Below are 26,382 nucleotides of genomic sequence, written 5' to 3'. Positions count from 1 at the left end.
GCCCCTCCGGCGTGCGGGCCCCTTCCTACATCCGCGCGAGCGCGGCGCGGACGGCCGGTTCCGGGACGTCGGCGACCAGGTCGGGGCCGGCCGCGCCGTCCAGCACGAAGGACAGGCCGGCGGTGGCCTTCTTGTCCCGCCGCATCAGCGCGATCAGCTCGTCGTGGTCGACCCCGGCCGGCAGCGCGGTGTCCAGGCCGTAGCCGGCCACCACGTCGTGGTGTTCGGCCACCCGGTCGGCCCCGATCCGGCCGAGGACGCCGGCCAGCCGGCCCGCGAAGACCGTGCCGACGCCGACCGCCTCGCCGTGCCGCAACGCGAAGTCGGTGGCCCGCTCCAGCGCGTGCCCGAGAGTGTGGCCGTAGTTGAGGATGTGCCGCAGCCCGGCGTCGCGCTCGTCGGCGGCCACCACCCGGGCCTTGAGCGCCACGCAGGCGGCGATCTGCTCGGTCACCGGCCGGTCGCGCAGCTCGCCCGCGCCGATGAAGTGGGCCCGGGCGATCTCACCGTAGCCGTTGCGCCGCTCCCGCTCCGGCAGCGTCGTCAGGTACTCGGTGTCGCAGAGCACGGCGCGCGGCTGCCAGTACACCCCGACCAGGTTCTTGCCCTCCGGCAGGTTCACCGCCGTCTTCCCGCCGACACTGGCGTCCACCTGGGCGAGCAGCGAGGTCGGCAGGTGGATCACCGCGATCCCCCGGTGGTAGAGGCCGGCGGCCAGCCCGACCACGTCCGTGGTGGTGCCGCCGCCGCAGGAGACCACCGCGTCGGCGCGGGTCAGCCCGAACTCGGCGAACGCCCGGCAGAGCTGCTCCACCGTGGCCAGGTTCTTGTCGTGCTCGCCGTCGCGGGCCGGCACCACCCGGTGCGGCACGCCCGGGTCGGGCGTCCACTGCGCCGGCCGGGCCGAGACCACCACGACCCGCCGCGCGCCGATCCGCGCCACCTCCGCCGGCAGCCGGTGGCGCACCCCGGGGCCGATCAGCACCGGGTACGCGCGCTCGCCGAGCGGCACCTCGATGCGGGCCGGCTCGGTCCGGTCGGGTCCGGAGCGGTCGGACCGGGCCGGGGCGGGACGGTCGGTGCGGGTCGGGTGCATGCGGCTGCTGTCTCCTCTACGGGCCGGCGGGCGGGGCGGGTACGGCGGCGGGCGCCGGCGGGGTCGCCGCAACCGTGGCGGCCACCGGGTGGTCCCGGGTCATCGACAGCCGCAGCGCCAGCGCGGCCAGCGCGTCGACGTCCGGCCCGATGCCCCACCGCTCGTGGGTGAGCTGGGCGTGGTACGCCAGCAGGAAACCGGGCGGCGTCACCGGGTGGTCCCGGCCGACCACGTCCGTCACCCGGTCCAGATACCGCCGCCAGGCGGCGGCCACCTCCCCGGTCAGCGGCAGGTCACCGGCCGCCAGGACGATCTTCTCCGCCCCGGCGTCCGCCTGTGCGGCCAGGTCCCGCCGCTGCGCACCGGTGAGCAGCCGGCCGCGGTCCTGCCAGTGCAGGAACAGGAAGGTCAGCCGGTCGGCCGCTGGCACCAGCCCGGTCAGCTCCCGCAGGTGCGCCACGGCCAGCGGCAGCTCGACCCCGGCCAGCCAGGGGATGTCCCCACCGAGCAGGGCAAGGGCCAGGTCGCTGCCCGCGTGCGCGAGCGGGCCGCCCCGGGCGGCGTCGCGCACCGGGTACGGATCGGCGGGGCAGGCGCCCCGGCCGTCCGCCGGCAGCAGCCGCCGTACCGCGTCGAGGCCGGCACCGGTCGCGTGGAAGCCGAGCCGCAGCCGCGTCCCGGCCGGGGCGCCGATCCGGTCGAAGAACCAGTCCGCGGGCGGGTCGGCCCGGCGGGCGGCGGCGACCAGCTCGGCGACCACCGTTCCGAGCAGCTCGGCCACCCGGGCGTCCGGGCACCCGCCGGCCGGCACGGCCAGGTGGGTGAACAACCACGAGCGTTCCAACGACGGCACCTCGACTGACGGCGGACGGAGCACGAGCACGACGGTCTGCGGGGGTCGCCCCATCATCGGCCTGCGGTGCGTCCCGCCAGCGGATCGGCCCCCGGAACTGGGGACGACTTAGGGGGTGACAGGGGTAGGTCGTCGGCAGGGTGCTCGGAAGACTTGGGCCGTTACGGCGAGCGAGGTCTACGCCGCGGATGAGGAGTCTCGCCGACGGACGGAATGTGGTGACATGCTTCGGAGCGACCTGGTCCAGCCGTTGCCCGATCTGCTCAGGGCCCACGCCGACAGGTTCGGGGACAAGGTCGCGTTCCGCGACGACCGCCGCGCGGTCGGGTACGCCGCCCTGGAGGCGCGGACCCGTCGGCTCGCCGGACACCTGGCGGCGGCCGGGGTCGGGCGCGGCGAGCGGGTGGCCTTCTGCCTCGGCAACCGGGTGGAGACGGTGGAGACGTGGCTCGCCGTCACCCGGGCCGCGGCGGTGGGCGTACCGCTGAACCCGCGCAGCACCGACGCGGAGCTGGCCCACCTGCTCGACGACTCCGGCGCGGTGCTGGTGGTCATCGACCCGCAGCACCTCGACCAGCTCGTGCGGCTGCGCGCGGACCGCCCCGGCCTGCGGGTCTGGGTCACCGGGGACGGGCCCGCGCCCGACGGCGTCACCGCCTGGCGGGACCTGGCCGACGCCGAGCCCCCCGTCGACGCCCGGGACGACCTGGGCCTCGACGAGGTCGCCTGGATGCTCTACACCTCCGGCACCACCGGCCGGCCCAAGGGCGTGCTGTCCACCCAGCGCACCTGCCTGTGGTCGGTGGCCTCCTGCTACGTGCCGATCCCCGGCCTCACCGCCGAGGACCGGGTGGTGTGGCCGCTGCCGCTGTTCCACAGCCTCTCCCACATCGGCTGCGTGCTGAGCGTGACCGCCGTGGGCGCCACCGCCCGGCTCATCGACGGCTTCTCCGCCGACGACGTGCTGCGCGCCGTCGACTCCGACGCCGCGACCATGCTGGCCGGGGTGCCGGCCATGTACCACCACCTGGTCACCGCCGCCCGGGACACCGGTTTCCGGGCCCCGGCCCTGCGGATGTGCCTGGTCGGCGGGGCGATCACCACGGGCGCGCTGCGCCGGGCGTTCGACGAGGTGTTCGACGCGCCGCTGCTCGACGCGTACGGCAGTACCGAGACCTGCGGTTCGATCGCCATCACCCGGCCGGACTCGCCCCGGGTCGAGGGCTCCTGCGGGCGGCCCGTGCCCGGCGTCGAGGTGCGCCTGGTCAGCCCGCAGACCGGCGTGGACGTCCCGGTCGACGCCGAGGGCGAGGTGTGGGTACGCGGGCCGAGCGTGATGCTCGGCTACCACGGCCTGCCCGACGTCACCGCCGCCGCGCTGCGCGACGGCTGGTACCGCACCGGTGACCTGGCCCGCCGGGACGCCGACGGCAACCTGTTCGTCACCGGACGGCACCAGGAGCTGATCATCCGGGGCGGGGAGAAGATCCATCCGTCCGAGGTGGAGGAGGCGCTGCGCTCGGTGCCCGGCGTCGCCGACGTGGCCGTCACGGGCCGGCCGCACGACGTGCTCGGCGAGGTGCCGGTGGCGTTCGTCGTTCCCGGGCCGGAGGGCTTCGACCCGGCCGCCGGGTACGCGGCCTGCCGGGAGCGGCTCTCCTACTACAAGGTGCCCGACGAGCTGTACGAGATCGGCCAGGTGCCGCGCACCGCCTCCGGGAAGGTCACCCGGCGGCTGCTGCTGGACCGACCGGCCCGGCTGCGCGCCGTCAACGGCAGCCACCACGACCCGCTGAGCACCGTCACCTGGCGACCGCTGGACCTGACCGCCGTGCCGCCGGCCGCCCCCGCCGCGACGGCGGACCCGGCCGACCCGACTGCGGACCCGGCCGACCCCGCGCGAGCCCGCCGCTGGGCGGTCGTCGGCGCGGGCGGGGAGTCGCTGGTCGAGCCGCTGCGTGCGGCGTCGACGGGGGACCGGTTCGACGCCTACCCCGACCTCGCCGCCCTGCGCCGGGACCCGGCCGTGCCGGACGTGACGCTGCTGCTCACCGACGCCGCCCCGGTGGACCTGGCCGACCCCGGTGCCGTGCTGGGCCTCGCCGACCGGCTGCGCGAACGGCTCGACGACGACCGGTCCGCCGGTGCCCGGCTGGTGTTGCTGACCACCGGGGCGGTGGACGCGTCCACCCCGGACCGGGCCGACGACCCGGACCTCGTCCCGGCCGCCGCCGTCGCCTGGGCGGTGGGCCGCTGCCTCCAGGCCGCGTACCCGGACCGGGTCGTGCTGGTCGACGCGGACGCCGCCGCCGAGTCGCTGGCCCTGCTGCCCGCCGCCGTGGACACCGGCGCCGCGCAGGTGGCGCTGCGCGCCGGCACCGCCCGGCACCCGGTCCTCGGGCCGGCCCCGGCGCGGGCCCCCGCGCGGCCGACGCGGGTCGTCGACCCGGCCGCCCCGGTCCTGGTCGCCGGGGCCGACACGGTGACCGGCACGGCGCTGGCCCGGCACCTGGTCGGCGCGCACGGCGCCGGCCGGCTGCGGCTGCTGCCCGCCGGCTCCCCGGACGCCGCCGCCCTGGCCGCCCTGGTCGCGGAACTGACCGTCGCCGGTGCGGCGGTCACCGTGCAGCGCCCCGCCGACGCCGCCCCGCGCCCGGCCCACGCCGCCCCGGATCCCGCCGCCGCCCCGCACCTCGCCGACGTCGGCGCGTCCGGCGGCGGAACCGGCGCGCGGCACGCCGCGCCCGCCGCCGCCGACGAGCCGGTCGACGCGGTCTTCCTCTGCCCGTCCGCCGCCGACCTCGCGGACCCCGCCGGGGCCGCGCGGCTGGTCGCCCTGGCCGAGGCGCTGGACGCCCACGCCCGGCACGCCGCCGTCACCGCGTTCACCGTCCTCGTCCCGGCGGCCACGCTGCTCGGCGAAGCCGACCGGGAGCGGGCGGCGGCGGCCGTCGGTGCCCTGCACACCCTGGTCGCCCGCCGTCGCGCTGCCGGACTGCCCGCCCGGCTGGTCGGCACGGCGGCGGACCCGGCCGGCCCGGACCCGGCGGCGAGCACCGTCGCCCGGACCGACCTCGCCGCGTTCGACGTCGCGCACGACGGCGACGACCTCGTCCTGCTCGCCCACCCGGCCGACGCCGCGCACCCCGCCTGGCGGGGCCCCGCCGGGACCGGCCCCGCCGCCGAACGGGACGCCATCGAGCTGCGCCGCCGGGTGGCCGCGCTGACCACCGTGGAGGGTGACCGGCTCCTGCTCGACCTGGTCCGCGCCGCCACCGCCGAGGTCGCCGGCCTGCCCGGACCGGGCGCGGTCCGTCCGGGGCGGGCCTTCAAGGAACTCGGCTTCACCTCCGTCGGCGCGGTCGCGCTGCGCGACCGGCTGGCCCGTGCCACCGGGGTACGGCTCTCCGCCACCGCCGCCTTCGACCACCCGAGCCCGGACGCCCTCGCGCGGCACCTCGCCGCCCGGCTGCGCGGCGCCACCCCGGCCGCCGCCAGCGCCCCGGGCGGACCGGCCGGCGGGGTGTCGGACGACCCGGTGGTCGTCGTCGCCATGGCCTGCCGGCTGCCCGGCGGGGTCTCCTCCCCCGAGGAGCTGTGGGACCTCGTCGCCCAGGGTCGGGAGGGACTCACCGGGTTCCCCGCCGACCGGGGCTGGGACCTGGCCCACCTGTTCTCCGACGACCCCGACCAGACCGGCACCTCGTACGTGCGGGTCGGCGGGTTCCTGCCCGACGCGGCGGACTTCGACGCCGCCCTGTTCGCGATCAGCCCCCGCGAGGCGCTGGCGATGGACCCGCAGCAGCGGCTCCTGCTGGAGACCTCCTGGGAGCTGTTCGAGCGGGCCGGCATCGACCCCACCTCGCTGCGCGGCAGCGCCACCGGGGTCTTCGCCGGCGTCATGCACCACGACTACGCCGCCAACCTGCGCCAGGCCCCACCCGGTACCGAGGGGTACCTCGGCGTCGGCACCGCCGGCAGCGTGGTCACCGGCCGGGTCGCGTACGCGCTCGGGCTGGAGGGCCCGGCCGTCACCGTCGACACGGCCTGCTCGTCGTCGCTGGTGTCGCTGCACCTGGCCGCCCAGGCGCTGCGCGCCGGGGACTGCTCCCTCGCGGTGGCCGGCGGCGTGGCGGTGATGGGCACCCCGCAGGCGTTCGTCGAGTTCAGCCGGCAGCGCGGGCTCGCCCCCGACGGCCGGTGCAAGGCGTTCGCCGAGGGCGCCGACGGCACCGGCTGGTCCGAGGGCGTCGCCCTGCTGCTGCTGGAACGCCTCTCCGACGCCCGCCGCAACGGGCACCCCGTCCTCGCCGTGCTGCGCGGCAGCGCGATCAACTCCGACGGCGCGTCCAACGGGCTCACCGCCCCCAGCGGGCCCGCCCAGGAGCGGGTGATCCGCCGGGCGCTGGCCGTCGCCGGGCTCACCCCTGCCGACGTGGACGCCGTCGAGGCGCACGGCACCGGCACCCGGCTCGGCGACCCGATCGAGGCGCAGGCGCTGCTCGCCACGTACGGGGCGGACCGCGGCGACGCCGCCGCGCTGCGGCTGGGCTCGCTGAAGTCCAACCTCGGCCACACCCAGGCCGCCGCCGGCGCCGCCGGGGTGATCAAGATGGTGCTGGCCATGCGGCACGGGACGCTGCCGGCCACCCTGCACGTGGACGCCCCGACGTCCGAGGTGGACTGGTCGGCCGGCGCGGTCGAGCTGCTCACCGAGGCCAGCCCCTGGCCGGCGGTGGACCGGCCCCGGCGGGCCGGCATCTCCTCGTTCGGCATCAGCGGCACCAACGCCCACGTCATCGTCGAGGCGCCGCCCGCCGACCCGGAGCCCGCGCCCGGCGCGCACCGGGCCGGGCCGCGCGCGCCGAGCGCCGCCGAGGACCGCCGGCTGCCCGTGCCGTGGCTGCTCTCCGCCGCCACCGGCGAGGCGCTGCGCGACCAGGCGGCCCGCCTGCTGGGCTGGCTCGACGGCCCCGGCGCGGACGCCGACCCGGCCGACGTCGGGCACGCCCTGGCCACCACCCGCGCCGCCCTGGAACACCGGGCCGTGGTGCTGGCCGGCGACCCGGCCGCCACCCGGTCCGGGCTGACCGCGCTGACCCGGGGCGACGCGGACCCCGACCCCGCCGGCGCGCTGACCGGCCGGGTCGCCGACGGGCAGCTCGGCCTGCTCTTCGGCGGGCAGGGCGGCCAGCGTCCCGGCATGGGCCGGGGGCTGCGCGCGGCGTACCCGGTGTTCGCCGGCGCGTTCGACGCGGCCTGCGCCGAACTCGACCGCGCCCTCACCGGTCACGCCCCGCACCCCGTCGCGGCCGTCGCCCTCGCCGAGGCCGGCGGTGAACTGGCCGGCCTGCTCGACCAGACCCTCTACACCCAGCCGGCCCTGTTCGCGTTCGAGGTGGCGCTGTACCGGCTGCTGGAGTCCTGGGGCGTGCGCCCCGACGCGGTGCTCGGCCACTCCGTCGGCGAGTTGGCCGCCGCGCACGTGGCCGGGGTGTTCTCCCTCGCCGACGCGGCGGCGCTGGTCGCCGCCCGGGCCCGGCTGATGCAGCAGCTCCCCGGCGGGGGCGCGATGGTCGCCGTCGAGGCGGACGAGGCCGAGGTGGCCCCACACCTCACCGACCGGGTCGGGCTGGCCGCCGTCAACGGGCCGACCAGCGTGGTCCTCTCCGGTGACGCCGACGCCGTGCTGGCCGTCGCGGCCACCCTGCGCGCCGCCGGCCGGCGGACCAGCCGGCTGCGCGTGTCGCACGCGTTCCACTCGCCGCGCATGGAACCGATGCTCGACGCGTTCCGCGCGGTGGCCGCCGGCCTCACCTACCGCACCCCGCACCTGCCGGTGGTGTCCAACCTGACCGGCGAGCCGGTCGACCCGGCCCGACTCTGCTCGCCCGACTACTGGGTGGCGCACGTGCGCGGCACCGTCCGCTTCCTCGACGGGATGCGCGCCCTGCACCGACAGGGGGTCAGCACGTTCCTGGAGGTCGGCCCCGGTGGCGTGCTCACCGCGATGGCCCAGGACTGCCTCGCCGCCGACGCCGACGAGTTGGCCTTCGTTCCCGCCGTGCGGACCGTCGACGACGAGCCGGACGCGCTGCTGGCCGCCGTGGCGCGGCTGCACGTGCGCGGCGCCGCCGTGGACCCGGCCGCTCTCGCCGGCCCCGGCCCGCGCCGCCGGGTCGAGCTGCCCACGTATGCCTTCCAGCGCCGGCACTACTGGTTGCCCTACTCGGCGGTGGCCGGCGGCCCGACCGACGTCGGGCTGACCGACGCCGGGCACCCGCTGCTCGGCACGGTGCTGCCGGTCGCCGGCACCGGGCAGGTCGTCTGCACCGGCCGGATCGCCGCGGCCACCCACCCGTGGCTGGCCGCGCCCGCCGACGGCGTCCCGTTGCTGCCCGCCACCGCCCTGCTGGACCTGCTCACCCACCTCGGTGAACTCCTCGACCTGCCCACCGTGGCGCGGCTGCGGGTCCCCGAGCCGGTGCCGCTGCCCGCCGAGCTGACCGTCGACGTGCAGGTCACCGTCGCCGGGCCGGACGAGCACCTGCGCCGGGTGGCGCGTTGCCACGTGCGGGCCGCCGACGACCAGCCGTGGCGGGAGGTCGCCGAGGCGGTGCTCGCCCCGGCCGACCCCGCCGCCGGCCCGGCCACCGTCGTACCGGCGTGGCCGCCCGCCGGGGCCCGCCCCGTGGACCTGGACGCCCCGCAGCGCCGGGCGCTCGCCGGCGAGCTGGCCCGGGCCGCGTGGGTCGCCGCCGACCGGCTCTTCGTCGACGTCCGGCTGCCCGAGGACGCCCGGGACTCCGACGCCGACCGGTACGGCGTGCACCCGCTGGTGCTGGACGCGGCCCTGCGGCTGCTCCCGCTCGCCGACTTCGCCACCGTCGGAGCCGACGCGGACGCCGGCCCCGCCGCGCGGCCGATGGCCGTCGACTGGGCCGGGGTGCGCCTGCACGCCACCGGCGCGCACGCGCTGCGGGTCTGCCTCGCCCCCGCCGGGGCGGACGCGGTCACCCTCAGCGCCGTCGACGACTCCGGGGCGTCGGTGCTCGACGTGGACCGGGTGGTGCTGCGCACCGTGCCGCCGCCCGCCGACGGCGCGCCCCCGCCGGCCACCCCCGCCGGCCTGTACGCCGTCGACCGGCTGCCCGCCACCGCCCCGGCCACGCCGGTGCCCGCCTGGACCCTCGCCGACGGCACGCCCCCGGACGGGCCGCTGCCGCCGGTGCTGGTGCTGCGGGTCGGCGACGGCGACCCGGGGCGGCCGGTGCCCGACCGGGCGCACGCCGTCGGCCTCGACACCCTCGCCGTGCTGCGGCGCTGGCTGGACGACCCGCGCGCCGAGACCACCCGGCTCGCCCTCGCCGTGCGCGACGGCGACCCGGTGCACGCCCCGGTCGCCGGGCTGGTCCGGGTCGCCCAGGCCGAGCACCCCGACCGGTTCCTGCTGCTCAGCCTCGACGCGGGCGACGACGCGGCCGTCCGGGTGGCCCTGGCCGCCGGCCCCGACGAGCCCGAGGTGGCCGTCCGCGACGGCCGGGCCCTGCTGCCCCGGCTGCGCCCCGTCGAGCATCCCGCCGCCGGGCCCCTGCCGGCGCTGGCCGGCGGCACCGTGCTGGTCACCGGCGGCACCGGCGGCGTCGGCCGGCACGTCGCCACCCACCTCGCCACCGTGCACGGGGTCACCGAACTGGTGCTGCTCAGCCGCGCCGGCCGGTACGCCGACTGGATGGCCGCGCTCACCGACGCCGGGGTGACCGTCCGGGTGGTCGCCGCCGACGTCGCCGACCGGGCCGCGCTCGCCGAGGTGGTCGCCCCGCTCGCCGACCGCCTCGTGGCCGTCGTGCACGCCGCCGGGGCCACCGACGACGCCCTGCTCACCGGCCTCGACGAGGCCCGCTGGGAGCGGGCCCTGCGGTCCAAGGTGCACGGCGCGTGGCACCTGCACGAGCTGACCGCCGGCCTGGACCTGGCCGCGTTCGTGCTGTTCTCCTCGGCGTCGGCCATCTTCGGCAGCCCCGGCCAGGGCAACTACGCCGCCGGCAACGCGTTCCTCGACGCGCTCGCCGGGCACCGCCGCGCCCGGGGCCTGCCCGCCACCGCGCTGGCCTGGGGCCTGTGGGCCGAGGCGGACGGGATGGCCGGCCGGCTCACCCCCGCCGACCTGGCCCGCCTCGCCCGGGGCGGCACCCGCCCCCTGGACACCGCCGCCGGGCTGGCCCTGCTCGACGCCGCCCTGCACGCCGACCGGCCCGCGCTGGTGCCGATCGGGCTGGACCTGGCCGCCGTCCGGGCCTCCGGCGAGGTGCCCGCCCTGCTGCGGGCGCTGCTGCCCCCGCCGCCCCGCCGGGCCGTCAACGCCGACCCCGCGCCCGCGTCCGCCGCCGGATTCGCCGACCGGCTGGCCGGGCTCGGCGAGCCGGAGCGGGCCGCCCTGCTGCTGGACCTGGTCCGCGCCCGCAGCGCCACCGTCGTCGGGCACGCGGGCCCGGAGCAGGTCGAGCCGCGCCGCCCGTTCAAGGAACTCGGCTTCGACTCGCTGATGGCGGTGGAGCTGAGCAACCGGCTCTCCGCCGTCACCGGCGTCCGGCTCGCCCCGCACGCCGTGTTCAACCATCCCACCCCGGAGCTGCTCGCCGCGCACCTGCACGCCCGGCTGCTCGGCACCGCCGCCACCGAGGTCGCCGACGCGAGCACCGTCGCCCTCGACGAGCCCGTCGCGATCGTCGCCATGGCCTGCCGGTTCCCCGGCGGCATCGGCTCACCGCAGGAGCTGTGGCGGCTGCTCGACGGCGGCGGCGACGTCATCGGCGACCTGCCCACCGACCGGGGCTGGCCGGACCTGTACGACCCCGTCCACGGCACCCCCGGGCGGACGTACGTGCGCTCCGGCGGGTTCCTCACCGGCATCGCCGACTTCGACGCCGCGTTCTTCGGCATCAGCCCCCGCGAGGCCCTGGCCATGGACCCGCAGCACCGGCTGCTGCTGGAGACCTCCTGGGAGGCGCTGGAGGGCGCCGGCATCGACCCGGGGACGCTGCGCGGCAGCCGGACCGGCGTGTTCGCCGGCACCCACGGCCAGGACTACGCCGACCAGATCGCCCCGGGCGCCGTCGCCGACGACGGGGAGACCATCGCCGACGAGGGCCACCTGCTCACCGGCACCGCCGGCAGCGTGCTGTCCGGCCGGATCGCGTACTCCCTCGGGCTGGAGGGGCCGGCGGTCACCGTCGACACCGCCTGCTCGGCGTCCCTCGTGGCGCTGCACCTGGCCGCCCAGGCGCTGCGCCAGGGCGACTGCGACCTGGCCCTGGCCGGCGGCGTGTCGGTGCTGTCCAGCCCGGCCGGGCTGACCGGGTTCAGCCGCCAGCGGGGCCTCGCCGCGGACGGCCGGTGCAAGGCGTTCGCCGAGGACGCCGACGGGTTCGGCATGTCCGAGGGCGTCGGGATGCTGGTGGTGGAGCGGCTCTCCGACGCCCGTCGCCGGGGCCACCCCGTCCTCGCGCTGGTCCGCGGCACGGCGGTCAACCAGGACGGCGCGTCCAACGGGCTGACCGCCCCGAACGGGCCGTCCCAGGAACGGGTCATCCGGGCCGCGCTGAACGCCGCCGGGCTCACCCCCGCCGACGTGGACGCCGTCGAGGCGCACGGCACCGGCACCGCGCTCGGCGACCCGATCGAGGCCGAGGCGATCCTCGCCACGTACGGCCAGCGTCCCGCCGACGCCCCGCCGCTGCTGCTCGGGTCCGTCAAGTCCAACCTCGGCCACACCCAGGCCGCGGCCGGCGTCGCCGGGGTGCTCAAGATGGTCCTCGCCATGCGGCACGGGCGGCTGCCCCGCACCCTGCACGCCGAGCGGCGCACCTCCCGCGTCGACTGGGACTCCGGGTCGGTGGAGCTGCTCACCGAGGCCCGCCCGTGGCCCCGCGCCGACCGGCCCGCCCGGGCCGGGGTGTCCTCGTTCGGCATCAGCGGCACCAACGCCCACGTGGTCGTCGAGGCCGTGCCCGCGCCGGAGCCGGTCGCGGCGCCGGGGCCCGAGCTGCCCGGGGAACCCGGGGCGCTGCCCTGGCTGCTGTCCGCGCGTACCCCCGAGGCGCTGGCCGGGCAGGCCCGCCGGCTGCGGGACCACCTGGCCGAACGGGCCGACCAGCGGCCGCTCGACGTGGCCTGGTCGCTGGCCAGCACCCGGGCCGTGTTCGACTCCCGGGCGGTGCTGGTCGGCGCCGACCAGCACCGGATCGCCGCCGCCCTCGACGCGCTCGCCGACGGCCGGCCCGCCCCCGAACTGGTCCGCGGCGACGCCGGGACCACCGGCAGGGTCGTGTTCGTCTTCCCCGGCCAGGGCTCCCAGTGGCTCGGCATGGGGCTGGACCTGCTCGACCAGGCCCCCGTGTTCGCCGAGCGGATGGCCGCCTGCGACGCCGCGCTGCGGCCGTACCTGAACTGGTCGCTGCTGGACGTGCTGCGCCAGGCCCCCGGCGCGCCGAGCCTCGACCAGGTCGACGTGGTGCAGCCCGCCCTGTTCGCGATGATGGTGTCGCTGGCCGAGCTGTGGCGCTCGTACGGCGTGCGGCCCGACGCCGTGGTCGGCCACTCGCAGGGCGAGATCGCCGCCGCCTGCGTCGCCGGGGTGCTCTCGCTGCCCGACGCCGCCCGGGTGGTGGCGCTGCGCAGCCGCGCGATCCGGGCCCTGGCCGGGCACGGGACGATGGCCTCCGTGGCGCTGCCCGCCGAGGTGGTCCGCGAGCGGACCGCCCGGTACGGCGACCGGGTCGCGGTGGCCGCCGTCAACGGCCCGGCCGCCGTGGTGGTCTCCGGCGAGGAGGCCGCCGTGGAGGAACTCCTCGCCGAGCTGGCCGCCGAGCAGGCCCGGGTCCGCCGGATCGCCGTGGACTACGCCTCCCACTCGGCGCAGGTGGAACGGATCCGGGCGGAGCTGGCCGAGCTGCTGGCCGGCATCGCCCCCGGCCCGGCCGCCGTGCCGCTGTTCTCCACCACCGACCTGCGCTGGCTCGACGGCGAGGAGATGGGCCCCGACTACTGGTACCGCAACCTGCGCCAGCCGGTCGAGCTGCACCGGGCGGTGCTGGAACTGGCCGCCCACGGCCACGACACGTACGTCGAGTGCAGCCCCCACCCGGTGCTCACCGTGGGTATCTCCGAGACCCTCGCCGAGCACGACAGCCCGACCGTGGTGGTCGGCTCGGTACAGCGCGACCAGGGCGACCGGGGCAGGTTCCTGCTCTCGGTGGCCCAGCTCCACGTGCGCGGCGTCGGCGTGGACTGGCAGCCCGCCCTGGCCGGCGGCCGGCGGGTCGACCTCCCCACGTACGCGTTCGCCCACCGCCGCTACTGGCCCCGGCGGAGCGCCAACCCCGGCGACGTCGGCGCGGCCGGCCTGGACGCCGCCCGGCACCCGCTGCTCGGCGCGTCCGTGGCGCTGGCCGAGGCGAAGGGGCACCTGTTCACCGGCCGGCTCTCGGCCGCCGCCCAGCCCTGGCTGGCCGACCACCGGGTGCTGGACAGCGTGCCGGTGCCCGGCACCGGCCTGGTGGAACTCTGCCTGCGGGCCGGCGACGAGGTCGGCTGTCCCGTCCTCGACGAGCTGGTCATCGAGGCCCCGCTGACCCTGCCGGCCGACGGGGCCACCCAGGTCCAGGTGACCCTCGGCCCGGCCGACGACGACGGCCGCCGCCCGGCCACCCTGCACTCCCGGCCCGCCGACGGCCCGGCCGACGCCCCGTGGACCCGGCACGCCAGCGCCACCCTCTGCGCCGACCGGTCCGCCGGGTCGGACGCGGCGGGGGAGCTGACCGAGTGGCCGCCGCCACACGCCCGCCCCGTCGACCTGTCCGGCTTCTACGCCGGGCTCGCCGCCGACGGGTACGCGTACGGGCCGGCGTTCCAGGGGCTGCGCGCGGTGTGGACCAGCGGCGACGAGGTGTACGCCGAGGTGGAGCTGCCCGCTGACCAGCGTGCCGACGCCGACCGGTACGGCCTGCATCCGGCCCTGCTCGACGCCGCCCTGCACGCCGCGCACTTCGGCGGGCTCGCCGAGGCCGGGGCGGGGCAGCTCCTGCTGCCGTTCGCCTGGAACGGCGTCACCCTGCACGCCAGTGGCGCCGCTGCGCTGCGGGTCCGGCTGACGCAGGTCGCCCCGTACGGCATCGCGCTGACCGTCGCCGACCCGACGGGCGCCCCGGTCGCCGACGTGGCCGCCCTGACGATGCGGCCGATCGCCGCCGGCGAGCTGACCCGCGCCGACGACCGGGCCACCCGGGACGCCCTGTTCCGCCTCGACTGGACGCCCCTGCCGCCCGCCGACGACGCTCCGCCGGTCACCGCCGTGGCGCTCGCCCTCGACCCCGACGGCGTCGCCGTGCGTCCCGGCCCCGACGGCTTCGCCGTGCACCCCGGGCTGGACGCCCTCGCCGTCGCCGTCGACGCGGGCCTCGACCTGCCCGCGGCGGTGCTCGCCCCGCTGGGCGCGGCACCCGGCGCGCCCGTGCCGGCGGCGGCCCGACACGCCGCCGTCCACGCCCTCGAACTGGTCCGGCGCTGGCTCACCGAGCCGCGCTGGGCGGCGGCCCGGCTGGTGCTGGTCACCCGCGGCGCGGTCGCCGTGCACAGCACCGCCGAACTGGTCGACCCGGCCGCCGCGGCGGCGTGGGGCCTGGTCCGCTCGGCCCAGTCGGAGCACCCCGACCGGCTGGTGATCGTCGACGTCGACCGGGACGGGCTCGGCGCCGACCAGCTCGCCGCCCTGCTAGCGGCGGGTGAACCGCAGGCGGCGCTGCGCGGCGGCGTCGGGTACGTCCCCCGGCTGGCCCGCGCCGGCTCGGCGGGCGAACTCACCCCGCCCGCCACGCCCGCCTGGCGGCTGGACGCGCCGGTGCGCGGCAGCCTGGAGAACCTCACCCTGGTCCCGACCGACGCCGCCGACGCCGTCCTCGGCCCCCGCGACGTGCGGGTCCGCGTCCGCGCCGCCGGCCTGAACTTCCGCGACGTGCTCAACGCGCTCGGGCTGTACCCCGGTGACGCCGGGCCGCTCGGCGGCGAGGGTGCGGGCGAGGTGGTCGAGGTGGGCGCCGAGGTCACCGACCTGCGCCCCGGCGACGCCGTGTTCGGGGTGTTCGTCGGCTGCTTCGGGCCGCTCGCCGTCACCGATCGCCGGCTGCTCGCCCCGATGCCGGCCGGCTGGTCGTACGTGCAGGCCGCCTCCGTGCCGGTGGTGTTCCTGACCGCGTACCACGGCCTGGTCAACCTGGCCGGGCTCCGCCGCGGCGAGTCCGTGCTGGTGCACGCCGCCGCCGGCGGGGTCGGCATGGCCGCCGTGCAGCTCGCCCGCCACCTCGGCGCCGAGGTGTACGCCACCGCCAGCCCCGCCAAGTGGGACGCGCTGCGCGCGCTCGGCCTCGACGACGACCACCTGGCGTCGTCGCGCACCCTCGACTTCGAGGCCCGGTTCTTCGCGGCCACCGGCGGCCGGGGCGTCGACGTGGTGCTGGACTCGCTGGCCCGCGAGTTCGTCGACGCGTCGCTGCGGCTGCTGCCGCGCGGCGGCCGGTTCGTCGAGATGGGCAAGACCGACATCCGCGACCCCGGGAAGGTCGCGGCCGACCACCCGGGCGTCGACTACACCGCGTTCGACCTGACGCTGGAGAATCCCGACGAACTCCAGCGGATGCTCGTCGACCTGCTCGGGCTCTTCGAGCGGGGCGTGCTCGCTCCGCTGCCCACCCAGGTCTGGGACGTGCGCCAGGCGCCGGAGGCGTTCCGGTACGTCAGCCAGGCCCGGCACGTCGGCAAGGTGGTGCTCACCACCCCCCGCCCGTGGGACCCCGACGGCACCGTGCTGCTCACCGGCGGCACCGGCACCCTGGGCCAGCTCGTCGCCCGCCGGCTCGTCGAGACCCACGGCGCGCGGCGGCTGCTGCTGGTCAGCCGGCGCGGCGCCGCCGCGCCGGGTGCGGCCGACGCGGCCGACGAGCTGCGCGCGCTGGGCGCCGACGTCACCCACGTCGCCGCCGACGTGGCCGACCGGGACAGCCTGGCCCGGGTGCTGGACGCGGTGCCGCCCCGGCACCCGCTGACCGCCGTCGTGCACCTTGCCGGGGTGCTCGACGACGGGGTGGTCACCGCCCTCACCCCGCAACGCGTCGACACCGTCTTCGCGCCCAAGCTGGACGCCGCCTGGCACCTGCACGAACTCACCCGCCACCTCGACCTGGCCGGGTTCGTGCTGTTCTCCTCCGGCGCCGGGGTGTTCGGCGTGCCCGGCCAGGGCAACTACGCCGCCGCCAACGCGTTCCTCGACGCCCTCGCGCTGGCCCGGCGCGCCGCCGGGCTGCCCGGCCGGTCACTGGCCTGGGGCCTGTGGGAACAGGCCAGCGAGATGACCGCGAAGCTGGACCGCGCCGACCCCCGCATCACCGCCCGCGACGGGCAGCTTGCTATCCCCTCGGACCTGGGGATGGCCCTGTTCGACGCGGCGCTGCGGGCCGCCGAGCCGGTGCTGGTGCCGACCCGGATCGACGTCGCCGCCCTCACCGAGCGGGTCGCCCGTCCCCCGGCCCTGCTGCGCGGGCTGGTGCGGCGGGAGCGGCGCAGCGCCCGGTCGGCCACCCCGGCTACCGGCGGGCGGACCCTCGCCGACGAACTGGCGGCGCTGGCCGCCGACGACCGCCCCGGCCTGGTCGTCGACCTGGTGCGCGAGCAGGCGGCGAGCGTGCTGGGGCACGGCAGCCGGGCGGCGGTGGCCCCCAACCGGGCGTTCAGCCAGATCGGCTTCGACTCGCTGACCGCCGTCGAGCTGCGCAACCGGCTCGGCGAGGCGACCGGCCTGCGGCTGCCCGCCACGCTGATCTTCGACTATCCCGACCCGACCGCGCTGGCCGGCTACCTGCTCGCCCAGCTCGCCCCGGACAGCGGCCCGACGCTGCCGCCGGTCCTCACCGACCTGGAGAACCTGGAACGGTCGCTGGCCGAGGCGACCATCGAGGCGGAGCTGCACGCCCAGATCGGCTCCCGGCTGGAGGTGCTGATGGCCAAGTGGCGGGCCATGCGCACCGGGCCGGGTGACGACCCCGGCCTCGACCTGGACATCGACGGCGCCAGCGACGACGAGATCTTCGACCTCATCGACTCCGAGCTCGGGCTCTGACGACCTGCCGGCGGTCCGCCCGGACCGCCGGCCGGCCGGAGTCCCCGCCCCGACACCCGACCGACCACGCGAGGAACCGATACCGATGCTGATGACCGACGTCCTGATCGTGGGCTACGGCCCGGTGGGCGAGATGCTCACGATCCTGCTGGCGCAGCGAGGTCTCACCGTCACGGCCGTCGAACGCTGGGAGACCCCGTACGACTTCCCGCGCGCCGTGTCCTACGACGGCGAGGCGAGCCGGATCCTGGCCGCCGCCGGGGTCGCCGACCGCCTCGGCCCGGTCGTCGAGTCGTCCGGGGAGTACACGTTCCGCAACGGCTTCGGTCGGACCCTGCTGCACGTCAAGGTCACCGGCGACGGGCCGATGGGCTGGCCCGACTCGGTCTCCTTCTACCAGCCGGGCCTGGAGGCGGTGCTCGCCGAGCGGGGCACGGAGCTGCCCGGGGTCACCGTGCTGCGTCCGTACGTGGTGACGGCGCTGACCGAGCACGACGACCGGGTCGAGGTCACCATCGACGGGCCGGAGGGCCCGCAGGTCCGGGCGGCCCGCTGGGTGGTGGGCTGCGACGGCGCCAACAGCTTCGTCCGGGAACACCTGGGCAGCACGGTGACCGACCTCGGCTTCACCCACGACTGGCTGGTCTGCGACGTGGTGCCGAACGAGGCCCGCGAGTTCAAGCCCAACAACCTCCAGGTCTGCGACCCGGCCCGGCCCCGCACCGCCGTGTCCGCCGGCCCCGGGCACCGGCGGTGGGAGTTCATGCGGGTGCCCGGGGAGAGCCGGGAGGAGTTCGAGAGCGTCGACAGCGTCTGGCGGCTGCTCGGCCTGTTCGACATCACCACGGACAACGCCACCCTGGAGCGGTACGGCGTCTACACCACCCAGGCGTGCTCCGCCGACCGGTGGCGCTCCGGCCGGATCCTCATCGCCGGCGACGCGGCGCACGTGATGCCCCCGTTCATGGGGCAGGGGATGAGCTCCGGGTTCCGCGACGCGCTCAACCTCGCCTGGAAGCTGGACCTGGTGCACCGGGGCCTGGCCGACGAGGCGCTGCTCGACACGTACCAGCAGGAGCGCTGCGCGCACGTGCAGCACGCCATCAAGATGTCGATGGACTCCGGGACGGTGATCTGCGAGACGGACCGGACCGCCGCGGCGGGCCGGGACTCGATCATGCTGGCCGAGCTGCGCCGCCGGACCACCCGGGCCCGGACCCGGTCCCTGCTGGAGGCCCTGGTGGACGGCGTGCTGCACCGCCCGGACGGCGCCGCCGGCCCCGGCGCCGGTGAGCCGATGCCGCAGGGCCACGTCGAGGTCGACGGCCGCACCGGGCTCTTCGACGACGTCGTCGGCACCGGCTTCGCCCTGATCTGCGCCGAGGACCCCGCGGAACTGCTCGACGCGGACGCCCGGGCGTTCCTGGACTCCCTCGGCACCCGGGTCGTGCGGATCGTTCCCGCCGGCGCCCCCGGGGCCGCCGACGGGATGGCGGTCGAGGACCTCGACGACGTCTACCTGTCCCACCTGAAGCGGCACGACGCGGCGGCGGTGCTCGTCCGGCCCGACTTCTACGTCTTCGGCACGGCGGCCGACCCGGCCGCCGTGCCCGCTCTCGTCGACGACCTGCGTCAGCAGGTCGGGCGCGGCTGAACAGCAGCCGACCCACCCGGAAGGAGCACCATGCTCGACAACTTGAAGATCGCGGCGAGGGCCATCCGAACCGTCTTCACCGCCGACCCCGTCACTCGGGTCCGGCGTTTCTACGAGATCCAGTCCCCCGACGTGGAGTTCGCGGCCCGCCGCACCCACTACATGAACGTCGGCTACTGGTCGGACGGGGCGACCGACATCGACGACGCGGCCGAGGCGCTGGCCGGCAAGCTCGCCGACGCCGCCGGCCTCAAGCCGGACGACACCATCCTCGACGTCGGGTTCGGCTACGCCGACCAGGACTTCAGCTGGCTGCGCTCGGGCCGGGTCGGCAAGGTCGTCGGGCTCAACATCACCCCGCACCACGTCGAGTCGGCCCAGCGGCGGGCGCAGGAGGAGGGGCTCGCCGACCGGACCGACTTCCGGCTGGGCAGCGCCACCGAACTGCCGTTCCCCGACGGCACCTTCGACCGGGTGGTCGCCCTGGAGTCGGCCTTCCACTTCTACCCGCGCAGCGCGTTCTTCGCCGAGGCGCTGCGGGTGCTCAAGCCGGGCGGCGTCCTCGCCACCGCCGACATCATCCCGGTCAGCGAGAACGTGGTCCGGGCCGCCATCCAGTCGGGCCCGCTGAGCTTCGTCAAGTTCAGCATCCCCAAGGAGAACTGGCACGACCGGGAGACGTACGCCCAGCAGCTCGCCGACGCCGGCTTCGACCGGCCCGAGGTGCAGTCCATCAAGGACGACACCTGGGAGGGCTGGCGCAGCTACATGGCCGACCGGACCAACGACCCGGAGTTCCGCGCGGTCGTCAAGCCGGCCGTGCGCAAGAGCATGGCCGCGCACTGGAAGAACCAGGACCTGATGAAGCGCGAGCTGGCCAACCTCGACTACGTGATCGCGGTCGCCCACAAGCGCTGAGCGCAGCCACCGACGAGGGCCCGCCGACCGACCGGTCGGCGGGCCCTCGTCGTGCTGTCGAACCGGGTACGGCCGTCGGTCAGCGGGCCGGCGCGGAGGTCAGGGCCGTCGAGATGGAACGCAGCACCGCGGCCTGCTGGTCGGCCAGGAAGAAGTGACCGCCCGGGTAGACCTTCAGGTCGAACGGGCCGGTGGTGTGGGTCGACCAGGCGCGGGCCTCGTCGACCGTGGTCTTCGGGTCGTTGTCGCCGGTGAAGACGGTGATCGGGCAGCTCAGCGGCGGCCCGGGCCGGTAGGCGTACGTCTCGGCGGCCCGGTAGTCGCTGCGGATCGCCGGCAGCGCGGCACGCAGCAGCTCCTGGTCGCCGAGGATGGCGGCGTTGGTGCCGCTCAGCTTGCGCACGTCGGCCAGCAGGCCCTCGTCGTTCAACAGGTGCACCGTCTCCTCCCGGGGGCAGGACGGCGCGCGGCGGCCGGACGCGAACAGGTGGGCGGGCGAGCCGCCGTCCTGCTCGATCAGCCGGGCCAGCTCGAAGCCGACGCTCGCGCCCATGCTGTGCCCGAAGATCGCCACGGGCTCGTCGAGCCACGGCCGGAGAACGGCGTGCACCTCGCGGGCGAGTTCGTGGATGTCACCGATGCACTTCTCCAGGCGCCGGTCCTGCCGCCCCGGATACTGGATCGCCAGCACCTCCACCGTGGGGGAGAGGCTGCGGGAAACGGGGAAGTAGAAGCTGGCCGAGCCACCGGCGTGGGGCAGGCACACCAGCCGCCGGGCGCCGCCCGGCGCGGGGTGGAAGCGTCGCACCCACAGGCCGTTGTCGGTATCTGGCGTGGTCATCCTCTGCGGTCCTTCCGGCGGTGAAATCGCTGACGGGATCGGCGCGGACCCGGTCGAGGCGACGCTAATGCGGTGGACCGGGGCCGGACACCCCTAGCTGCCGCTACGCACGGTTAGGGGTTGTCCCACCTTACGCGCAGCCAATAGCTTCTCCCCGCAGATGGGGATCCTCGTGGCTCTCGGCCGAGCGAGCCGAACGACAGATACAGGTGTCGCCTGAGAACGACTGCGCATTCGTACCGTCGCCTACGTCGAGGCTCCGCCGTGCATCGCGATGGGCTGGGTTGATGGACACCGAAGACAAGCTCCGGGAGTACCTGAAGAGAGTCACCGCCGATCTGCGGCGAACCCGGCAACGCCTGCGCGACGTCGAGGCCGAGGCGCAGCAGCCGATCGCCATCGTCGGCATCGGTTGCCGGTTTCCCGGCGGGGTGCGCTCGGCCGAGCAGCTCTGGGACCTGGTCGCCGCAGGCGGTGACGCGATCACCTCGTTCCCAGCCGACCGGGGCTGGGACCTCGGGGCGCTCTACGACCCCGAGCGCGCCCGGCAGGGCACCTCCGCCGTCCGCGAGGGGGGATTCCTCCCCGACGCCGCCGACTTCGACGCCCGGCTGTTCGGGGTGTCCCCCCGCGAGGCCCTGGCGATGGACCCGCAGCAGCGGCTGCTGCTGGAGACGTCGTGGGAGGCCATCGAGTCGGCGGGCGTCGACCCGACCAGCCTCAAGGGCGGCCGGGTCGGCGTCTTCGCCGGCATGACCCACAGCGGGTACGCCCAGCCGCCCGAGGCGCCGCCCGCCGGGGTGGCGGACTACCTCGGCCTCGGGAACGTGGGCAGCATCGCCTCCGGCCGGGTGGCGTACACGTTCGGCTTCGAGGGACCGGCGGTGACGCTCGACACCGCCTGCTCGTCGTCGCTGGTCGCGCTGCACCTGGCGGTGCAGGCGCTGCGGTCCGGGGAGTGTGACCTGGCGCTGGCCGGCGGCGTGACAGTCATGCCGACCCCGGCGGTGCTCGTCGACTTCTCCCGGCAGGGCAACCTCTCCCCGGTGGCCCGGTGCCGGGCCTTCGCCGAGGCGGCCGACGGCACGGCGCTCGCCGAGGGCGTCGGAGTGCTGCTCGTGCAGCGGTTGTCGGATGCGCGGCGGGAGGGTCGGCCGATCCTGGCGGTGGTCCGGGGTACGGCGGTGAACCAGGATGGTGCGTCGAACGGGCTCACTGCGCCGAATGGTCCGTCGCAGCAGCGGGTGATCCGGCAGGCCCTTGCGAGTGCCGGTCTCTCCCCGGCGGATGTGGATGTGGTGGAGGCGCACGGCACGGGCACCACGTTGGGTGACCCGATCGAGGCGCAGGCTCTGCTGGCCACCTACGGGCAGGGTCGGGATGTGCCGTTGCTTCTGGGGTCGGTGAAGTCGAACATCGGTCATACGCAGGCCGCCGCCGGTGTTGCGGGGATCATCAAGATGGTCCTCGCCATGCGGCACGGGGTGGTGCCGGCGACTTTGCATGTGGATGAGCCGTCGTCGCACGTGGACTGGTCGTCGGGTGCGGTGGAGTTGGCGACGGAGCCCCGGGAATGGCCGGGGGTGGGGCGTCCGCGTCGGGCTGGGGTGTCGTCGTTCGGCATCTCCGGCACCAACGCGCACGTGGTCCTGGAACAGCCCGGGGACGAGCCCGAGGCCGAGTCGGCTTCGCCGGCGCGGGTGGTTCCCGGGGTGCCGGTGCCGTGGGTGGTGTCGGGGCGTTCGGAGCGGGCGTTGGTGGGTCAGGCGGCGCGGTTGGCGGCGTTCGCGCGGGGTCGGTCCGATGTGTCGGCCGTGGACGTGTCGTGGTCGTTGGTGTCGTCGCGGGCGGCCCTGGAGCACCGGGCCGTGGTGTGGGGCTCGCGCGTAGACGATCTCGTGGCGGGTCTGGACGCGGTGGCGGCCGGTGGCGCGGCGGTGGCGGGTGTGGTGTCGGCGGGTCGTCGGGCGGTGCTGTTCACCGGTCAGGGTTCGCAGCGGATCGGGATGGGCCGGGAGCTGTACGACCGTTTCCCGGTGTTCGCGGAGTCCTTCGACCGGGTGTGCGAGCTGATCGACGGCGAGCTGCCGGGCTCGCTGCGGGACGTGGTGTGGTCCGGCGGGCCGTCGGGCGCGCTGGATCGGACGGTGTTCGCGCAGGCGGGGTTGTTCGCCGTCGAGGTGGCGTTGTGGGAGTTGTTGCGGTCGTGGGGGGTGCGGGCGGACTTCTTCGCCGGTCATTCGGTTGGTGAGGTGACGGCGGCGTATGCGGCGGGGATGTTGTCGTTGGAGGATGCGTGCACGCTGGTGGCGGCGCGGGGTCGGTTGATGCAGGCGTTGCCGGCCGGCGGAGGCATGCTGGCGGTGGGCGCGCCCGAGGAGCGGGTGCGCGGGCTGATCGACGAGCTGGGCGCGGCCGTCGACGTGGCGGCGGTGAACGGTCCGGCGGCGGTGGTGGTGTCCGGCGCGGCCGACGAGGTCGGGACGGTGGCCGCGGCCTGCCGGGACCGGGAGTGGCGGACCAAGCCCCTCGCCGTGTCGCACGCGTTCCACTCCCGGCTGATGGAGCCGATGCTCGACGAGTTCGCGTCCGTGCTGGCCGGGCTGTCCTGGCGGCCACCGGCCGTGCCGATCGTGTCGAACCTGACCGGCGCCGTGGCGGACCCGGCGGAGATCGGCGACCCCGGCTACTGGGTGCGCCACGTCCGGCAGCCCGTGCGGTTCGCCGACGCGGTCCGCTGCCTGCGGGAGCAGGACGTCACGCTGTTCCTGGAGGTCGGCCCCGACTCCGTGCTGACCACGATGGCGCGGGACTGCGTCGAGGCCGGCGACGACATCCGGTTCGCCCCCACCATGCGGGCCGGGCGGCCCGAGATCGACACGGTGCTCGCCGCGCTGGCCGACCTGCACGTCGCGGGCGCGCGCGTCGACTGGGCCGCGTACCTGACCGGTACGGGGGCCCGCCCCCGGCGGACCGAGCTGCCCACGTACGCCTTCGACCACCAGCGGTACTGGCTCAACACCACCGACCCCGCCGACGTCGGGGCGCCCGGGCTCGGCGTACGCGCCGTGGACCACGCGCTGCTCGGCGCCGCCGTCACGGTGGCCGCCGACGACGCCCGGATCTTCGGCACGGAACTGTCCGCGCAGACCCACCCGTGGCTCACCGAACACGTCGTCTGGGACTCCGTGGTGGTCCCCGGCGCCGCCCTGGTCGAGCTGGCGCTGCACGCCGGCACCCGGGCCGGCTGCGCCGCGCTGGACGAGCTGACCCTCGAAGCGCCGCTGGTCCTGCCCGAGCAGGGCGCCCGGGCCGTGCAGGTGCACCTCGGCCCCGCCGACGACGAGGGCCGCCGGCCGGTCACCGTCCACTCCCGGGCCGCCGACGCCCCCGACGCGCAGTGGACCCGGCACGCCACCGGCTTCGTCGCCCCCGAGCCGCCGGACCGGGCCGAGGACCCGGCGCCCTGGCCGCCGGCCGACGCCACCGACGTCGCCGTCGACTCCGTGTACGCCGAGCTGTCCCGGCTCGGCGTCGAGTACGGCCCGCTGTTCCAGGGCCTCCGGTCGGTCCGGCGCTCCGCCGACGAGGTTTACGCCGAGGTGGCGCTGCCCGACGGCACGGAGACCACCGGATTCGGCGTACACCCGGCGCTGCTGGACGCCGCGCTGCACGTCGTCGGCCTGCTCGACGACGACCCCGACGCGACCGGGGCCCGGCTGCCCTTCGCCTGGACCGGCGTCACCCTCTCGGCGGTCGGCGCGACCGCCCTTCGGGTCCGGGCCCGGCGCAACGGAGGCGGGGTGAGCCTGACCCTGACCGACCCGTCCGGCGCCCCGGTCGCCCGCATCGCCTCGCTGGTGTCCCGCCCGGTCACCGCCGACCAGGTCCGCGCCGCCGGCCCGACCACCGACGCGCTGTACGACCTCGCCTGGCGGGACGTCCCGCCGGCCGACGCCACGCCGCACCGGGCGGTGCTGCTCGGCGGCGGCCCGGTCGGCCCCGCCGGCCTGCCCCGGTACGGCCTCGGCGAACTGGCCGAGGCGGTGGCCGACGGCCGGCTCGACCCGGACCTGGTGCTGCTGCCCGCGTACCGCGACGACGCGCCCGACCCGGTCCCGGCCGCCACCCGGGCCCGGCTGGCCGACGTGCTGGCCACCGTGCAGGGCTGGCTCGCCGACGAGCGCCTCGCCGACCGGCGGCTGGTCGTGCTGACCCGCGGCGCCGTCCCCGCCGGCGAACCCGGCCGGGTGACCGACCTCGCCGGCTCGGCGGTGTGGGGCCTGCTGCGCTCGGCGCAGGCCGAACACCCCGACCGCTTCGTCCTCGTCGACGCCGACGCCGACCTCCCGGTCGAGGCGCTGGCCCGCGCCGTGGCCACCGGCGAACCCCAGCTCGCCGCGCGCGGCGACCGGGTGCTGGTGCCCCGCCTCGCGCCCGCCGAACTCGACCCGGCGCTGGGTGCCGAACTACGCCCCGACGGGACGGTCCTGGTCACCGGCGCGACCGGCGCCCTGGGCGGCCTGCTGGCGCGGCACCTCGTCGCCGCCCACAAGGTCCGCCACCTGCTGCTGGTCGGCCGGCGGGGCACCGCCGCGCCCGGCGCGGCGGAGCTGCTCGCCGACCTGGCCGGGATGGGCGCGCAGGCCCGGCTGGTGGCCGGCGACGTGGCCGACCGGGACACCCTCGCCGCGCTGCTCGCCGGCGTGCCCGCCGAGCACCCGCTCACCGGGGTGGTGCACGCCGCCGGGGTGCTCGACGACGCGGTGGTGTCCGCGCTCACCACCGACCGGATCGGGTCCGTGCTGTCCGCGAAGGCCGACGCCGCCTGGCACCTGCACGAGCTGACCCGGCACCTGGACCTGCCGGTGTTCGTGCTGTTCTCCTCGGTCGCCGGCACCCTCGGCGGCCCGGGTCAGGGCAACTACGCCGCCGCGAACGCCTTCCTCGACGGCCTCGCCCACCACCGGCGGGCCGCCGGTCTCGCCGCGACCTCCCTGGCCTGGGGCCTCTGGGCCGAGGCCAGCGGGATGACCGGGAACCTCGACGCCGCCCAGCGCCAGCGGCTCAGCCGCAACGGCCTCGGCCCCCTCGGCACCGGCCAGGCGCTCGCCCTGTTCGACGCCAGCCTGCGGGGCGGCCGGCCCCACCTGGTGCCCGCGCTGCTCGACGTCGCCGCGCTGCGCCGCCAGTCCGCCACCGGACACCTGCCGGCGCCGCTGCGGGGACTGGTCCGCGCCCCGCGCCGGGCGGCCGGCGCCACCGCCTCCGGCGGCACCGGGCCGTCCTTCGCCGAGCGGCTCGCCGGCACGCCCGACGCCGACCGCGGCCGGCTCGTCGAGGACCTGGTCAAGGGGCAGGTCATCGAGGTGCTCGGCTACCCGTCGTCGACCGTCATCCCGTCCGGGCAGACGTTCACCGGCCTCGGCTTCGACTCGCTCACCGCCGTCGAGCTGCGCAACCGGCTCACCGCCGCCACCGGCGTCCGGCTGCCCGCGAGCCTGATCTTCGACTGCCCCACCCCGGCGGCCCTGGCGGACTTCCTGCTCGCCGACGTCGCGCCGGCCGCCCCGGCGTCGACCCTGCTGGCCGAGCTGGACCGGTTGGAGGCCGCGTTCGCCGCCGCCGGGCCGGACGACCTGGAACGGCTCGCCGCCGACGAGGAGACCCGCACCGCCGTCGCGACCCGCCTGAAGGCCCTGGCCGCCCGCTGGAGCGACGCCACCGGGGGACCCGGCGACGTCACCCAGGCCATCGACGATGCCTCGGACGACGAACTGTTCGACTTGATCGACCAGAAGTTCGGCCGCTCCTGACCACGAATCCGCCGCTTGCCCCTTAGCGACAGGTG

General features: G+C 76.9%; 7 protein-coding genes. 4 read left to right on the top strand and 3 right to left on the bottom strand.

The window, feature by feature from the left end; translation table 11 throughout:
* Positions 1-25 precede the first annotated feature (25 nt).
* Positions 26-1,012 carry a 3-dehydroquinate synthase family protein gene (locus OOK41_RS24910; RefSeq protein ID WP_266267972.1) on the bottom strand — a complete coding sequence of 329 codons (987 nt, stop codon included), beginning with the start codon at positions 1,010-1,012 and terminating at the stop codon, positions 26-28.
* Positions 1,013-1,112: 100 nt separating this feature from the next.
* Positions 1,113-1,973 carry a hypothetical protein gene (locus OOK41_RS24905; protein WP_266266902.1) on the bottom strand — a complete coding sequence of 287 codons (861 nt, stop codon included), beginning with the start codon at positions 1,971-1,973 and terminating at the stop codon, positions 1,113-1,115.
* 199 nt (positions 1,974-2,172) lie between these two features.
* Between OOK41_RS24905 and OOK41_RS24900 the strand changes: the two genes are divergently transcribed.
* The 3 genes from OOK41_RS24900 (at position 2,173) to OOK41_RS24890 (ending at position 19,690) form a co-directional block, all read left to right on the top strand.
* On the top strand, positions 2,173-17,118 hold the full coding sequence (locus OOK41_RS24900; RefSeq protein WP_266266901.1) for a type I polyketide synthase: 14,946 nt from the start codon (positions 2,173-2,175) through the stop codon (positions 17,116-17,118).
* Between the two features lie 85 nt (positions 17,119-17,203).
* Complete coding sequence (locus OOK41_RS24895) at positions 17,204-18,772, top strand: bifunctional 3-(3-hydroxy-phenyl)propionate/3-hydroxycinnamic acid hydroxylase (protein ID WP_266266900.1); 1,569 nt, start codon at positions 17,204-17,206, stop codon at positions 18,770-18,772.
* Between the two features lie 30 nt (positions 18,773-18,802).
* The gene (locus OOK41_RS24890; protein ID WP_117673238.1) at positions 18,803-19,690 is read left to right on the top strand and encodes a cyclopropane-fatty-acyl-phospholipid synthase family protein; all 888 of its coding nucleotides are present in this window, start codon (positions 18,803-18,805) and stop codon (positions 19,688-19,690) included.
* A gap of 79 nt (positions 19,691-19,769) precedes the next feature.
* On the opposite strand, the gene OOK41_RS24885 is transcribed toward OOK41_RS24890, so the two are convergent.
* Positions 19,770-20,531: a thioesterase II family protein gene (locus OOK41_RS24885; RefSeq protein WP_117673239.1), complete on the bottom strand. Its 762-nt coding sequence runs from the start codon at positions 20,529-20,531 to the stop codon at positions 19,770-19,772.
* Between the two features lie 287 nt (positions 20,532-20,818).
* Between OOK41_RS24885 and OOK41_RS24880 the strand changes: the two genes are divergently transcribed.
* Positions 20,819-26,347, top strand: a complete 5,529-nt coding sequence (locus OOK41_RS24880) for a type I polyketide synthase (RefSeq protein ID WP_266266899.1) — start codon at positions 20,819-20,821, stop codon at positions 26,345-26,347.
* Positions 26,348-26,382: the final 35 nt, after the last annotated feature.

The sequence above is a fragment of the Micromonospora sp. NBC_01655 genome, from assembly GCF_026339755.1.
Classification (GTDB): Bacteria; Actinomycetota; Actinomycetes; order Mycobacteriales; family Micromonosporaceae; genus Micromonospora.
This window is presented reverse-complemented; position numbering and strand designations above follow the sequence as displayed.